Origin of the sequence: Bradyrhizobium sp. LLZ17 (assembly GCF_041200145.1) — a bacterium.
Taxonomy (GTDB): Bacteria; Pseudomonadota; Alphaproteobacteria; order Rhizobiales; family Xanthobacteraceae; genus Bradyrhizobium.
On record NZ_CP165734.1, the window covers coordinates 565,766 to 579,726 of the forward strand.

General features: G+C 64.5%; 10 protein-coding genes, 3 tRNA genes and 1 pseudogene. 6 read left to right on the top strand and 8 right to left on the bottom strand.

Features of this window, described 5'->3' with window-relative positions; genetic code table 11:
• The first annotated feature begins 243 nt into the window (after positions 1–243).
• The gene (locus tag AB8Z38_RS02765) at positions 244–780 is read left to right on the top strand and encodes a hypothetical protein (protein ID WP_369723028.1); all 537 of its coding nucleotides are present in this window, start codon (positions 244–246) and stop codon (positions 778–780) included.
• A gap of 26 nt (positions 781–806) precedes the next feature.
• On the opposite strand, the gene AB8Z38_RS02770 is transcribed toward AB8Z38_RS02765, so the two are convergent.
• From AB8Z38_RS02770 to AB8Z38_RS02780, 3 genes are all read right to left on the bottom strand, one after another.
• A complete protein-coding gene (locus AB8Z38_RS02770) occupies positions 807–2,282 on the bottom strand; it encodes an FAD-binding oxidoreductase (RefSeq protein WP_369723029.1) in 1,476 nt (491 codons plus the stop codon).
• A 417-nt stretch (positions 2,283–2,699) separates the two neighbouring features.
• Positions 2,700–2,774, bottom strand: a tRNA-Thr gene (locus tag AB8Z38_RS02775).
• A 153-nt stretch (positions 2,775–2,927) separates the two neighbouring features.
• Complete coding sequence (locus tag AB8Z38_RS02780) at positions 2,928–3,386, bottom strand: hypothetical protein (protein WP_369723030.1); 459 nt, start codon at positions 3,384–3,386, stop codon at positions 2,928–2,930.
• A 265-nt stretch (positions 3,387–3,651) separates the two neighbouring features.
• Between AB8Z38_RS02780 and AB8Z38_RS02785 the strand changes: the two genes are divergently transcribed.
• Positions 3,652–4,155: a hypothetical protein gene (locus AB8Z38_RS02785; RefSeq protein WP_369723031.1), complete on the top strand. Its 504-nt coding sequence runs from the start codon at positions 3,652–3,654 to the stop codon at positions 4,153–4,155.
• 43 nt (positions 4,156–4,198) lie between these two features.
• Positions 4,199–4,708: a hypothetical protein gene (locus AB8Z38_RS02790; protein WP_369723032.1), complete on the top strand. Its 510-nt coding sequence runs from the start codon at positions 4,199–4,201 to the stop codon at positions 4,706–4,708.
• Between the two features lie 66 nt (positions 4,709–4,774).
• On the opposite strand, the gene rlmB is transcribed toward AB8Z38_RS02790, so the two are convergent.
• Complete coding sequence (rlmB, locus tag AB8Z38_RS02795; RefSeq protein ID WP_369723034.1) at positions 4,775–5,605, bottom strand: 23S rRNA (guanosine(2251)-2'-O)-methyltransferase RlmB; 831 nt, start codon at positions 5,603–5,605, stop codon at positions 4,775–4,777.
• A gap of 205 nt (positions 5,606–5,810) precedes the next feature.
• Between rlmB and AB8Z38_RS02800 the strand changes: the two genes are divergently transcribed.
• Positions 5,811–5,896 (top strand) — tRNA-Tyr (locus AB8Z38_RS02800).
• A 48-nt stretch (positions 5,897–5,944) separates the two neighbouring features.
• On the opposite strand, the gene AB8Z38_RS02805 is transcribed toward AB8Z38_RS02800, so the two are convergent.
• The 4 genes from AB8Z38_RS02805 to AB8Z38_RS02820 form a co-directional block, all read right to left on the bottom strand.
• Positions 5,945–6,976, bottom strand: coding sequence for an LLM class flavin-dependent oxidoreductase (locus tag AB8Z38_RS02805; protein ID WP_369723035.1), 1,032 nt, complete (start codon positions 6,974–6,976; stop codon positions 5,945–5,947).
• 96 nt (positions 6,977–7,072) lie between these two features.
• Complete coding sequence (locus tag AB8Z38_RS02810; protein WP_369723037.1) at positions 7,073–9,130, bottom strand: ATP-dependent helicase; 2,058 nt, start codon at positions 9,128–9,130, stop codon at positions 7,073–7,075.
• A 124-nt stretch (positions 9,131–9,254) separates the two neighbouring features.
• Positions 9,255–9,641 (bottom strand): YciI family protein, encoded by a 387-nt coding sequence (locus AB8Z38_RS02815; protein ID WP_369723039.1) that lies wholly within the window; start codon positions 9,639–9,641, stop codon positions 9,255–9,257.
• Positions 9,642–9,777: 136 nt separating this feature from the next.
• Positions 9,778–10,491 carry a substrate-binding periplasmic protein gene (locus tag AB8Z38_RS02820; RefSeq protein WP_369723040.1) on the bottom strand — a complete coding sequence of 238 codons (714 nt, stop codon included), beginning with the start codon at positions 10,489–10,491 and terminating at the stop codon, positions 9,778–9,780.
• Between the two features lie 347 nt (positions 10,492–10,838).
• Here AB8Z38_RS02820 and AB8Z38_RS02825 point away from each other — a divergent pair.
• Positions 10,839–13,246, top strand: a pseudogene (locus tag AB8Z38_RS02825) (ATP-binding protein).
• A 349-nt stretch (positions 13,247–13,595) separates the two neighbouring features.
• Positions 13,596–13,669: transfer RNA gene (locus AB8Z38_RS02830), tRNA-Gly, on the top strand.
• Positions 13,670–13,961: the final 292 nt, after the last annotated feature.

Consider the following 13,961-nt stretch of genomic DNA (forward strand, 5'->3'; position numbering starts at 1 on the left):
ATAGGCTGATCGGCGGCACCGCGCTGATCGGGCGTCTCACTCGCCAGATGTCTTGCGGTGGCCGATATCTTCGCTCGCTGCTTCTTCGTCGCTGCGATTGTCGCGCGATTGCATCGACGTTCGCGCCATGGAGTTAACCTAGGTTAATCGCGCGCTTTCTCCCGCCGCTCTTCAGACCCATTTCAGCCAAATCATTATTGGTTGTTCTTATCGGGGCAGGACCCTCCAACCCAGAGTCCTGCAATGATCAAGCAAGTTGTTTCCGCGTGTCTCGCTATTGCCGCCAGCTCCATTGCCGCGGAAGCGCGGCCCTCTCGGAATCTTCAAGCGCCGGAGTGCAACGTCACCATGCCCTGCGATTTCTCGTATGCGCAGCCGCGCCGCGGGCGGGCTCAGAGGCCGTCATTGCAGGCCTATGGCGCGACACAGATGTCGGTGGCCAATGCGGGTTACACCGCCACGACGATCAGCGTCTCCGGCGAGCGCGTCATCGGAGGCCGGCCCGCCGGTTGCCCGTCGTCGTTCTGTGGCTGCGGCGCCGCGCTGCACGTGTTCGGCCATGTCGTGCCGGAATTGAATCTGGCATCCAACTGGCTGCGGTTTCCACGCGCCGCGCCGGCGCCAGGAATGGTCGCGGCGCGACGGGGTCATGTCTTTGTTCTCGAGCAGTCTCTCGGTGGCGACATGTGGATGGCGTATGACGCCAACTCGGGCGGTCACGCCACACGCATGCACGCGCGTTCGCTGCGAGGCTACACCATCGTCAACCCGCGCGGCTGAGGAAACGGCGAGGTGCTCGGCCTCCATCACACCCGCAGCACCTTGCCCGGATTCATGATGTTCTGCGGATCGAGAGCGCGCTTGATGGTGCGCATGATGTCGAGCTCGGTCTTCGAGCGGTAGCGGCTGAGCTCGTCGAGCTTTTCGATGCCGATGCCGTGCTCCGCCGAGATCGAGCCGCCCATGGAGGTGATGAGGTCGTTCACGGCGCGCGTGATGGCGGCGGTGTATTGGTTCAGCGTCTGCTGATCCATGCCGATCGGTCCCATGAACGAGAAATGCAGATTGCCGTCGCCGATATGCCCGAGCGGATAGGGGCGAATGCTCGGGAGAATGTCGAGCACGGCCTTGAGCCCCTTGTCGATGAACTCGGGAATCCTGGAGATCGCCACCGACACATCGTAGCTGATCCCCGGTCCCTCGGCGCGGGAGGCCTCGGCCATGGCTTCCCGGATGCGCCACATGTTGCGCGATTGACTGACGGTTTGCGCGATCACCGCGTCGAGCACGCGACCTGCTCCGAGTTGATCGGCGAGAAACTGCTCCAGCTTCTCCGACATGCCGTCGGCGCCGTCCTGTCGTGGACGCGAGGACGACCATTCAAGCAGCAGGTACCATGGTGTATCCGCCCTGAGCGGATCCTGGACCCCGGGAATGTGACGCATCACGAGGTCGACGGCCGCGCGGCTCAGCAGCTCGCAGGACCCGACATTGTCCTCGGATGCCGCATGCGCTTCGGAGAGGATCTCCAGTGCCGCGCGCGGATCGCGAACGGCCAGCCACGCCGTGCAGACATCCTTGGGCGCCGGCCACAGCTTGAGCACCGCCTTGGTGATAATGCCGAGCGTGCCTTCGGCGCCCATGAAGAGGTGCTTGAGGTCGTAGCCGGTGTTGTCCTTCTTCAACGCGCGCAATCCGTTCCAGATATCCCCATTGGGCAGCACGACTTCGAGCCCGAGTACGAGATTGCGGGCATTGCCATAGCGCAGCACCTGCACGCCGCCAGCGTTGGTCGAGAGGTTGCCGCCGATCATGCAGGATCCCTGGGCACCGAGGCTGAGCGGCAGGAACCTGTCATGACTGGACGCGGTCTCCTGAAGCGTTTCCAGCACACAGCCGGCCTCGACCGTCATGGCATAGCCGACGGGATCGACGTCGAGCACGCGGTTCATCCGACCGAGCGACAGCACGATGCCGGTGTGCGCGGGCCAGGGCGTGGCCCCGCCCATCAGCCCGGTGTTGCCGCCCTGCGGCACGATCGCGACGCCGTGCTCATGGCAGAGCCGGACGACATCAGAGACTTCCTCGGTGCTGCCAGGACGAACGACAGCCCCGGCGCTGCCAAACAGCAGGCCGCGCCAGTCCGTCACGAACGGCTGCATGCCGTGCTCGTCCTCGATAAGACCCTTCTCGCCCACGATCGCGCGCAACGCATCGTGCATCTCTGCGGTCAAGGGAACGGTCGGAATTGCGGGGACGGGCGACGGGAAGGCAGTCGGCATGTGTTTCCTGGGGCGCATCTTGATGTGCACTGCGCGCGCGAAGCGCTTGAGGCTGTATTGTTCACGTTTAGGCCGCGAAAGTCTAACGGCGCGGCTGACCAAACCGGCGCCGATTCACCGGAAACGTTCTCATGTGAGGAGCATCCGGCGATTCCAGGCGGTGAGTCCCGCGAATGGTTTGCTGAACCATTCAGCGTTGGTTGACGACTCGGTGAGCCGTCGCGTGCAACGAGCCGTTGACGGTCTTTGCGGCGGATGCTTTGCCGAGTTTGGGAGTGCCAATCCGACGGGCGAGGTACGAATGTGGTGCCCTACGGACTTCATTATCGGAGTGTAGCCCGTGTATCCCTAAAGCCTAGATGCGGCGGGCGAATGAAAAAGCGGGGCTACATTTATCAGCTAAGCCATTGTAAACACTGGTGCCGGCTGAGGGGATTGAACCCCCGACCTTCGGTTTACAAAACCGCTGCTCTACCGCTGAGCTAAGCCGGCAACGCTTCGAGGAAGCGGGCAGGGGCCGCGCCGGGCTGCCCGCCCGCGCGTCGCAATACCAGACCTGGTTGGAAAGTGCCAGAACCCGCGATCAGCGTGGCGGCATGAATCAGGCGGCCCGGAGGCCGCCTGATTCCGTCCGAATGCAAACGTTTACTGGCAGATGTGGCGGCGGCCGTCGTCGCCCTTGAACCAGGTGCCGGGCGTGCAGACGAAGCCGTTGCGCTGAGCGTAGCTGCGGTTGTCCCAACCGCGATTATAGGAATTGTCGTAGGCGTAGCTATTGTCCATGGCCCGGAACGGAGCGGTGGCGATCGCTCCGGCCGTGCCGATAGCTGCGCCCGCAACGTCACCCGCGACGTCGGTCGGCCAGAAGCCGGTATGGGTTCTGTTCCAATCGTTATAGTCGCCACGGTTCTGGCGATAGCTCACGCGGTGATGGCGATAACCGCTGCTGGTGTAGGGATTGCCGGGTCCGAAATTCTGGCAATTGGCGTTGGGGAATTGCGCCTCGCAGCGGCCCGGATTGCCCACGACCCCCTGGGCCATGGCGGAGCCGGTCAACATGGTCGCTGCGACAGCGGCGGCGCCGAGAAGCTTCATCTTCGTCATCGTCGTCTCCGATCTGATTGCGGTTCGGGCTAAACGTCGAAGACGCGAGACGTTCCGCTGAAACAGGGATGAATTCCCGCGCCGGCGGTCAAACGGATGTGAGCGCGTCGAAGGGTTCCGCCGTTAACGCTTCGCTAGTGCGCTTGAGAGCATTTGAGCTGCTATCGCCCCTTGCGCATTAGGCTTACCGGCATTTGGTCAAGCGGCTTTAACCCTCTCTGCGTCGCGATCGGATAGTTCTGTTCCCGACAACCGGAACCCTTCCATGCGCGCTCTGGCGCTTACGGCCTTTCTGATCGGACTGCCCGCGACGGCTTTCGCCGGTGGCGGCTTCGATATCGTCGTGCCCGGCCGTCCCGGCGTTCCCATCATCATCAATGGCATCGACGCATCCTATACCGTCGTCGAAGGCGTCTGGGGCCTGGGCAAGAACGTCCAGGTGCAGCCCACGATCTATGGCGGGCGCTATATCGCCGAGCGGCAGCCTTCCGATGTCGGCCACTATTATCCGAGCATGGGTTTGCAGCCCGGCTATGGCCGGCTCGAGGTCGAGCCGCCCGCGAAACGCAAATTGCCGCAGCCGGCCGAGAGCTATCACCAGAGCTGGGGCGCGCATTCCGCGCCGCTACCGGCGCAGATGGATGTCCCCATCAACCCGCCGCCGGTGATCCTTGCACCCGAGATCAACGTCGATCCGCAGCACCATCGGCGACGACCACGTGCCGAGGGGCCCGCCAAGCTGCCCGATCACGACGAGCCACGCGGTTAAGAAACGTCAAATCCAACGAAACGGAAATCAACAGGAGAGAGTAATGCGTCAGATGATTTCGGGACTGGTCGCGGCGGCTGCCGTGATGATCGCAGGGGCCGCGCCGGCCATGGCCTGCGGGTTCAATCCGTGCCAGCCGGTTGCGCCGGTCTATTCCGGCTGTAACACCGGCTGCGGCGGCTACGGCGTTGGTTATGGCTATGAGCGCCTCGCCGAGCCGACGAGCCAGTACTATTATGTCAATCAGGGCCCGACCTATACCGGCCCGGGCTCGTTCGCGCCGTACCCGACCTATCGTGAGGATGCGGTCGTTGCGCCCGCTGAGTACGGCTATGGCCGCGGTTACGGCTACGGCTATCGCGGCGCTGCCGCGGTCGAAGGGCCGGCAGCCTATCCCTATCGCCGGTCGTATTATCGTCCGCATCGCTATGGCTACGGTCCGCGCTACAGCTACCTGCCACGTCCGCATTACGGCTATGGCCCGCGTTATGGCTACGCGCCCCGCCACGTTCCGTACTATGGCGGCCACCGCGTGCTGCGCCGCTATTACTGATCGCCTGATCGGTTGAGTTGAGTTCACAAGCGCCCGTTCGCATCCGCGGACGGGCGTTTTGTTTTGCTATCGCTTCATCAGCCCGAGCCGGCTCGCGCCGACATAGAGCGAGAGCACGGCGGCGTTCGATACGTTGAGGCTCTTGATCTCGCCGGGCATGTCGAGCCGCGCGACGACACTGCATGTTTCGCGTGTCAATTGCCGCAGGCCCTTGCCTTCCGCGCCCAGAACCAGCGCGAGCGGCTCGCGCAACGCGACGTCGCTGAGGTCCTCGCTGCCTTCGCTGTCCAGACCAACGGTCTGGAAGCCGCTGTCGTTCAGCTCGTTCAGCGCGCGGGCGAGATTCTGCACGGTGATCATCGGCACGAGCTCGAGCGCGCCCGAGGCGGCTTTCGCCAGCACGCCGGTCGCTTCCGGACTATGGCGGGCGGTGGTGACGATCGCCTTGACCGCAAACGCCGCGGCCGAGCGCAGGATCGCCCCGACATTGTGCGGATCGGTGATCTGATCGAGCACCAGCACCATGCCTTCCTGCGCCAACGTCTCGATGTCGGGTGAGGGCAGGGGATCGGCCTCGGCAAGCAGGCCCTGGTGCACGGCATCGGGTGACAGCAGCCGGTCGATCTCCTGCGGCCGGACGATCTCCGGCGCGATACGGGTCTCGATGTTTTCATCCGCCAGACGGCGGGCGGCGTTCTCGGTCAGCGTCAGCTTGCGGATCTGCCGCTGCGGGTTGGCGAGCGCCATGGTGACCGTGTGCCAGCCATAGAGGATGACGGGCCCGTCGGTGTCCGAATCGCGATCGCGCCGGGCCGGGCGACCAGCCGATTTTCCGGGCCTGTTGAAGGGCTTAGACCCACCGCGGGGGCCCCTCGGGTTGAATTTTCGATCCTTCATGGGCTCGCTTGTGTCACGGGTCCCGGAATATGGCAATTTGGGTGGTGTCGGGGCGATTTTAGCTGTTCGCCTCGGTTGACTTTACCCCACCGCTTCGCCGATAACCGCGCCCGGTCGCGCCCCCATCCGGGCTGTCGCGGCCTTCACGTTCCATGGCCGTCTTCGGTCGCCGGCAAGGTCCGGCCCGATTGTGCTGCCGTCGAGCGGGGGAGTGTCCCGAGTGGCAAAGGGAGCTGACTGTAAATCAGCCGCCTTATGGCTTCGCAGGTTCGAGTCCTGCCTCCCCCACCATCCTTCGCTCGCTTCGCGAGCTACGGCTGGGCAAGCCAACCCACCCGCTCAACCCACCATCTCCCGCACCAACGGCACGACCTTACGCCCGTAAAGCTCGATGCTCCGCATCAGCTTCTCGTGCGGCAGCGGGCCCGCCGAATATTTCAGTTGAAACCGCGAAATCCCGAGCGTCTTCGCCGTCTTGGCGATCTTGCGCGCCACCGTCTCGGGCGAACCGACATAGAGCGAGCCGTGCTCGGCTTCGCTGACGAACTCGTCGCGGCCCATCGGCGGCCAGCCTCGCTCCTTGCCGATGCGGTCGCGCATGGCCTTGTAGTCCGGCCATAGCTCTTCGCGTGCCTGTGCGTCGGTGTCGGCGACATAGCCGGGCGAGTGCACGCCGATCGGTTTTGCGGGCCGGCCGAATTCCTTGAAGGCACGGTGATAGAGATCAACATAGGGCGCAAAGCGCGTGGGATCGCCGCCGATGATGGCGAGCATCAGAGGCAGGTCGTAATGCGCGGCGCGCACCACCGATTGCGGGCTGCCGCCGACGCCGATCCAGGTTTTGAGCGGGCCATTCTCGACCGGGGGATAGACCAGCTGGTCTTTCAACGGCGGGCGCAGCTTGCCCTCCCATGTCACCGGCTGCTGCGACAACAGTGCCGCGAACAGGTCGAGCTTCTCCTCGAACAGCGCCTCGTAGGCCCGCAGGTCGAAGCCGAACAGCGGAAATGATTCCGTGAACGAGCCGCGGCCGAGAATCACCTCGGCGCGCCCGTTCGACAGCGCGTCCAGCGTGGCAAAGCGCTGGAAGACGCGGATCGGATCGTCGGAGCTCAACACCGTTACGGCCGAGCCGAGATGGATGCGTCTGGTGCGCGCGGCAATTGCGGCCAGCACGGTCTCGGGCGATGAGATCGCGAAATCGGCGCGGTGATGTTCGCCAAGCCCAATGAAATCGAGCCCGAGCTCGTCGGCCAGCACCGCTTCGTCGACGACGTTGCGGATCACCTGCGCATGCGCAAGCATGGCGCCCGATGCATCCCTGGTGACATCGCCAAAGGTATCTAGTCCGAATTCGAGCGGTGCGGTCATCGATCAGGTCTCTGTGGGGAAGATGGGCGAGAGGTAGTAGGTGACTGCTGCCTCACAAGGCCGACATTCGGAAATGCTCGGTTTCTGTTTGCCGACCTACCGCCACATCCCCCGCATCCGTGCGCCGATATCGACCTTGGGGCCCTGCGCCGCGGTGCGGGCGGCGCCTGCGGCGGCCTTCGGCCATGCGGTGCGCTCGAACAGATGGACCACCTGCTCCGGGATGAAGCGGGTGCGCGAGGCGTAGACGTGGCGGTCGCCCCTCGCGGCCTGGCCGTGAACGAAGAAGCGCTGCGGCACAATGAGGTGCAGATCGTCCTTGGCGCGGGTCATTGCGACATAGAGCAGCCGCCGCTCTTCCTCCAGCTCGGCGCTGGTGCCGGCGCCGAGATCCGAGGGCATGCAGCCGTCGACGACGTTGAGCACGAACACCGATTTCCACTCCTGCCCCTTGGCGGAGTGGATGGTGGAGAGGATCAGATAGTCCTCGTCGCGCAGGGGTGGCCCGGATTTGTCGCTTGTCGCATCCGGCGGATCAAGCGTGAGCTCGGTTAGGAATTTTTCGCGCGAGGCATAGCCGCTTGCGATCTGCTCGAGCTGCATCAGATCGGAGCGGCGCGTTTCGGAATCCTCGTGGAGGCGATCGAGATGGGGCTCGTACCACAGCCGCACGCGCTCGAGATCGGCCGGCCATTCCGAATAGCGGAGGTTTTCGACCGTGCGGGCGAAGTCGGTCCAGTCCGCGCCGGTGCGCGGCGGCGCCGGCAGCTGGCTGAGCGCGGCAATCGGATCGGGGCTCTCTGCCATCTGGTCGAGCACGCGTTGCGCAGTCGCGGGGCCGATGCCCGGCAACAGATGCAGGATGCGAAAGCCTGCGACGCGGTCGCGCGGATTTTCGGCGAAGCGCAGCAGCGCCAGCACGTCCTTGACGTGCGCGGCGTCGAGGAATTTGAGCCCGCCGAATTTCACGAAGGGGATGTTGCGGCGGGTCAGCTCGATCTCCAGCGGCCCCGAATGCGACGACGTCCGGAACAGCACCGCCTGGTGTTTGAGCAGCGCGCCTTGCTCGCGGTTGGCCAGCACTTCGTCGACGATGTAGCGGGCCTGGTCGGCCTCGTCGTGCACGGTCACGAGCTGCGGTTTTTGCGAGGAGGCGCGGTCGGTCCAGAGATTCTTGGTGAAGCGCTCGCGCGCCAGCCCGATCACGCCGTTGGCCGCCGCCAGCACGGGTTGCGTCGAGCGGTAGTTGCGGTCGAGCGTGATGATGTCCGCGCGCGGCGAGAAGCTTTGCGGGAAGTCCAGGATATTGCGCACGGTGGCCGCGCGGAACGAGTAGATCGACTGCGCGTCGTCGCCGACCACGGTAAGGCCGCGTCCGTCCGGCTTCAGCGCCAGCAGGATCGAGGATTGCAGGCGGTTGGTGTCCTGGTATTCGTCGACCAGCACGTGATCGAAGCGGCCGCCGATCTCTTCGGCGATCAGCGCGTCGCTCATCATCTGCGACCAGTAGAGCAGGAGGTCGTCGTAATCGAGCACGTGCTGGGCCTGCTTGGCCTCGACATAGGCCGCGAACAGCCCCTTCAGCTCGGCCGCCCAGCCCGCGCACCAGGGATAGTGTTGGCCGAGCACCTTCTCGATCTCCATCTCGGCATTGACGCAGCGCGAGTAGATCGCAAGACAGGTGCCCTTGGCCGGAAAGCGGCTCTCGGTCTTCGACAGGCCGCGCTCGTGCCGGACCAGGTTGATCAGGTCGGCGGAATCCTCACGATCGTGGATGGTGAAGGCGGGGTCGACGCCGATCCGCTCGGCATATTCGCGCAACAGCCGCGCGCCGATGCCGTGGAAGGTGCCCGCCCAGGTGAGTGCGTCGCGCATGATCGCGGCATTGTTTTCGCCGAGCACTTTGCGGGCGATGCGCTCGACCCGGCCGGCCATTTCAGCCGCCGCGCGGCGCGAAAACGTCATCAGCAGGATGCGGCGCGGATCGCTGCCCGCAACGATCAGATGTGCGACGCGGTGGGCCAGCGTGTTGGTCTTGCCGGAGCCCGCGCCTGCAATGACGAGCAGAGGCCCGCCCACGGTCGCGCCATCGGCCACGCCGTGCTCCACGGCGCGGCGCTGCTCCGCATTGAGCGTGTCCAGATATGACGCCACGAATCGCCCCGGTGAAACGGCGAGGGTCGGCGATTTGCTTGCGAATCGCAATGCGGCGCGGTGGAACCGGGGCTGGGACTTTGTGGCCGCGCGCCGGGCGGGCACGGACACGCAAGTCCGGCGCTTATTTGCCTGGCGGCGTGGCGCCGAACCCATCGGCGGGCAGGAAAAGCCTGATCGGGCGGATCTCGTAAATCGCGCTCGGATTGGCCTTGCGCAGCTCGCGCGCCGCCGCAATAGCGCCGTCGTCGCTGTCGAACTCCATGACGTAGAAGCCGAGAAGCTGCTCCTTGGTCTCGGCGAAGGGGCCGTCCAGCACGATTCCCGCACCCGGCCCGCGGAGCGTGCGAGCCTTGCGGGTCTCGTCGAGCCGGGCGGTCGGCCCGAAATGGCCCTTGGCCCGTAGCGGCTCGCGGACGGCGCTCAAGTTGGCCATGACGGTCGCGTCCTCCTCGGCCGTCCAGGACATGACCTCGTCTTCCACATGGTAGGCCAGGATGGCGTAGAACATCGTCACCTCGTTGTTTTGGCTTGCGCGGGCCCAAAGGACGTATCGGCACAGCCAAACCCGACAATGGCGAGGCACAAAATATTACGTGGTCAGGGTTGCGAACAAGCGATGCCGGAACCCGATCGATCAGGCTGCGTCAGGGCGCGCTCAGGACCTGCTTGACGATGCTCTCGCGCAGCGTTGCCAACTCGCCGCTCGTCTCCATCTGCTCGATCACCTTGCCGACCTTGGGCACCAGATCGCGATGGCGCTCGTGCAGGTAATGGTAGATGCGGATGCGCTCAAGCGGCGGGGAGAGCGGGTAGATCCTGGCCTGCAGGTTGAGTTTGCGGACCGCCACCAGTCCGCTGAACAGGTCGGTGACCATCACGTCGAACCGGTCGGCATCGAGCATACTGACCATGTTGTCGAGGCTCGTGGTCGCCGTGACGCGGGTCATGCCGCGCGTACCGGCTTCCGACGAGCCGACGCCGCGGACGATGCCGATGCTGTAGTCCCTGATCGAATTCCAGCCGTCGACGTCGAAATGAAGTTTTGCGGTAAAGACGGCGGGCTCGATGTAATTGATCGCGGGCCTCACCTGGATCAGCGTCGGGTAGTCGCGCGAGAGCGTTCCGATCCGCTGGATCTCGCCGTCGACCTCGCCGGCGCTCGACAGCGCGAGCGCGCGCTTGCCGGGGACGTCCTCAAACTCGAGCTTGATGTTCAGCTTGGCGTAGACGGCACGCAGCATCTCGCCGCCGACATATTGGTCGGGGATGTCGGCGATGCGCGCCAGCCGGATGACCTCTTGCGCCTGCAACGGGCCGGCTGCGAGCAGCGACAGACAGACCACGACTATCCGCCACATGACGCGTCTCCCTCGGCATGCCTTCTGGCGCGCATTGCCACTACTGGATTCAGATGCCCGCACGATCTACCGGAGATGGCGTCTGCGCCGGGCCGCAACGCTCACACCGCGCCCGCCGCGCGGGCGATTCCGGACTTTCACCGATGTCATTCTAGCATGCGAGATGGTAGTTTGCGCGAGATTCCTGTCGCTGGGCGCAACATATGACCCCGCCGACCTCAAGCCGCCCATGGGCCGACAGGATCACTGCGCGCATCGCGCGCTGAGGCAGAGTCTCGATCGTTGAACTTGGTCGCGGCTGCGGTCGGCAGCTGAGCAGGGTATCGCCATTTTCGGGGACGTGGTGCATGGGCAGCGCAGGTGCAGGTAACGAGGATCCCAAGCGCGGCCGCGCCGTTGTGCCGGCGACAGCGAAGCAGGATTTGACCGGCATTGGCCCCGCACTCACGCCGCCGATGTTCGCGGCGCTGCTGTCACGGATGTTCAACTGGTCGCGCAGCGGCATCGGGCCCCGCTTGCTGGCGGCCGTGCTGCTGTTCTCATCCGTCGTGACGCTGACACTGACCGCCCTTCAACTCTATCTGGATTACGATCGCGAGATCGGACTGATCGCGACGCGGCTCGACGAGATCGGCCGGAGCACGACGGGCAGCCTCGAGAGAGTCTGTGGAATCTCGATCAGAACCAGCTCAAGCTCCAGCTCGACGGCATTCTGCGGCTGCCTGATATCCGTGCGGCAGAGATCCGCGAGGTCGCCGATCGGCCCAATCCGATCCGCGTCGAAGTCGGCGAGCGAAATACCCGTTCGGTCATGACCCGGGAATTTCCGCTGACCACCATGGTGCAGGGGACCTCGCGCGCCATCGGCACGCTGCGGGTCGAGGCCACGCTAGCCGAGGTCTATCAGCAATTGCTGAACAGGGCGCTCGTCATTCTGGCAAGCCAGGCAGCAAAGACGTTCCTCGTTTCCCTGTTCATCATCTACATGTTTCATCTGCTCGTGACGCGGCACCTCGTTGCGATCGCCGAGTTCGTCGGCAAATACAGCCTCGGACGGCCGCCGCCGCCTTTGCACCTCGATCGCCGGCCGCCTCGCGATCCGGACGAGCTGGACAAGGTGATCGATGCCTTCCACGCGATGTGCGCCAACCTCGAACGTGCCTATGGCGAGCTGCGCGAGGCCAACGGGACTCTCGAGCGTGACCTGAATATTCGCAGACGCGCGGAGGAGGATGCACGCGCGAGCGAGCAGCGCTTCCGCGACTATGCCGAGACCGCATCCGACTGGTTCTGGGAGACCGGACCGGATCACGTGTTCACCTACATTTCGGATCGAGCCGATGCTTTCGGCATGGACCACAAGGCCCTGATCGGCAGGCGCCGTTCGGATGCCGCCTTCGACCGCGATGCCGAGCCGCAGAAATGGCGCGGTCACCTGGCGACGCTGGATCGCCACGAGCCGTTCCGCAAGTTCGAATATCGCGGCCGCGATGCGACCGGACACCCGCGCCATTTCAGCGTCAACGGCCAGCCGGTGTTCGCGGCGGACGGGCGCTTCATGGGCTATCGCGGTTCGGCCACCGATCTCACCGAGCAGCACGAGACCGAGGAGCGGCTTCGCCAGTCGCAGAAGATGGACGCGATCGGCCAGCTCACCGGCGGTGTCGCGCACGATTTCAACAACGTGCTCACCGTCATCACCGGCACCATCGAGATCATCCAGGAGGGACTTGCGGACAAGCCTGAGCTTGCCGCGATCGCCCAGCTCATCGACGATGCGGCCGCGCGCGGCGCGGAGATCACCTCGCAATTGCTGACCTTTGCGCGTCGTCAGCCGCTGGAGCCGCGTGAGATTGACGTCAACGCTCTCGTGCTGGAGACGGCGAAGCTCTTGAAACCGATCCTGGGCGAGCATGTCGAGATCGTGACCCGTCTCGCGGACGATGCGTGGCCCGCGATGGCCGATCCGTCGCAGCTCTCGTCGGCGATCGTCAACCTCGCCGTCAATGCGCGCGATGCGATGCGGGGCGGCGGCAGGGTCACGATCGAAACTGCCAACCGGGAACTCGACGGGACGGGCAACGGCGACGCCGAGACCGGGCCGTTCGTCATGGTCGCGGTGGCCGACACCGGCCATGGTATTCCGGCCGACATCCGCGACCGCGTGTTCGAACCGTTCTTCACCACCAAGGGGGTTGGCCGCGGCACCGGACTTGGACTGAGCATGGTCTACGGCTTCGCCAAGCAGACCGGCGGCACCGTTGCGATCGAGAGTGAAGAAGGCCGCGGCACCGTGATGCGGCTGTTCCTGCCGCGATCGGCAGGCGAGGCGCCCGCCAGGACGGGGCCGGTGCAGGCGCCGGTGGCGGCGCGCGGGCACGAGACAATCCTCGTGGTGGAGGATGATCCGCTGGTGCAGGGCTATGTCATCGCCCAGCTCGGCAGCCTCGGTTATCGCACGCTCACCGCCAGCGATGGCGCAACCGCGCTCGCGCTGGTCGAGCAGGGCGCCAGCTTCGATCTCCTGTTCACCGACATCATCATGCCCGGCGGCATGAACGGGCGGGAATTGGCCGAAGCCGTCCGGCTGCGCCAGCCCAGGGTGAGGGTGCTCTACACCTCCGGCTACACGGATGACGCCATTGTCCATGAGGGACATCTCGATCCCGGCGTGGCGCTGCTCAGGAAGCCTTACCGGAAATCGGACTTGTCGCGGAAGATCCGCGAAATTCTCGCCGGCGAGCCGCCCGCCTGAGCGGCGCACCCGATATCAACGACCCGATACAACGAAAAAGGCGCGGCGGGGAGAGCCCCGTCGCGCCCGATTTCTTGCTCGCTGGTCCAGGGCCGAGAGCGCCCCGATGCCAAGCCCTTTTCAAAGCTTAGCGGGCGATCCCAGCGAGGTGACAGCGCTTGGTAAGAGACACTGGATCACCTCCTTTCGTTGGTTGCGGAAGACATCAATATAGGCGGCAACGCCGCGCTTGTTAAGGGGAGGCGGCCGGGAAGCAACGATGGCCATCCACCAAGGCCCGGGAACGCTGCCGAAAGCCGCCTCCTGGACAGTTGAGACCACCGCCCGGCCGTGTTAGGGAGCCCGTGATGCGGGTGTAGCTCAATGGTAGAGCAGCAGCCTTCCAAGCTGAATACGAGGGTTCGATTCCCTTCACCCGCTCCAGAGTTTCAATGACTTAGCTCCTAGACTTAGCGAGAGGGTCGGATTTCATTCTGACAAATGGGCTGCATTACACGTTCTGGTGCTCGCTTTCCGATCGACGGCTTCACGTGTCGCTTGATGCGCTGTCGTATTCCCCGCGCTACCCCGGACCTCTTGAGGTACGAACTCATCAAAACCGAATCTCCTGGTTTGGAGAAGAGCTACTGAACGCGCGTGCGGAAATCGGCGACAGTGGCGTAAGAAAGGACGGATCGAACACAAGCTTCGCGAAAATTTGCGCGGATGAGTGGTC

What these genes read in the sequence shown, in the direction of transcription:
- AB8Z38_RS02765 (WP_369723028.1), top strand. Translation starts at nt 244, where the DNA reads ATGATCAAGCAAGTTGTTTCCGCGTGTCTCGCTATTGCCGCCAGCTCC.
- AB8Z38_RS02770 (WP_369723029.1), bottom strand. Translation starts at nt 2,282, where the DNA reads ATGCCGACTGCCTTCCCGTCGCCCGTCCCCGCAATTCCGACCGTTCCC.
- AB8Z38_RS02780 (WP_369723030.1), bottom strand. Translation starts at nt 3,386, where the DNA reads ATGACGAAGATGAAGCTTCTCGGCGCCGCCGCTGTCGCAGCGACCATG.
- AB8Z38_RS02785 (WP_369723031.1), top strand. Translation starts at nt 3,652, where the DNA reads ATGCGCGCTCTGGCGCTTACGGCCTTTCTGATCGGACTGCCCGCGACG.
- AB8Z38_RS02790 (WP_369723032.1), top strand. Translation starts at nt 4,199, where the DNA reads ATGCGTCAGATGATTTCGGGACTGGTCGCGGCGGCTGCCGTGATGATC.
- rlmB (WP_369723034.1), bottom strand. Translation starts at nt 5,605, where the DNA reads ATGAAGGATCGAAAATTCAACCCGAGGGGCCCCCGCGGTGGGTCTAAG.
- AB8Z38_RS02805 (WP_369723035.1), bottom strand. Translation starts at nt 6,976, where the DNA reads ATGACCGCACCGCTCGAATTCGGACTAGATACCTTTGGCGATGTCACC.
- AB8Z38_RS02815 (WP_369723039.1), bottom strand. Translation starts at nt 9,641, where the DNA reads ATGTTCTACGCCATCCTGGCCTACCATGTGGAAGACGAGGTCATGTCC.
- AB8Z38_RS02820 (WP_369723040.1), bottom strand. Translation starts at nt 10,491, where the DNA reads ATGTGGCGGATAGTCGTGGTCTGTCTGTCGCTGCTCGCAGCCGGCCCG.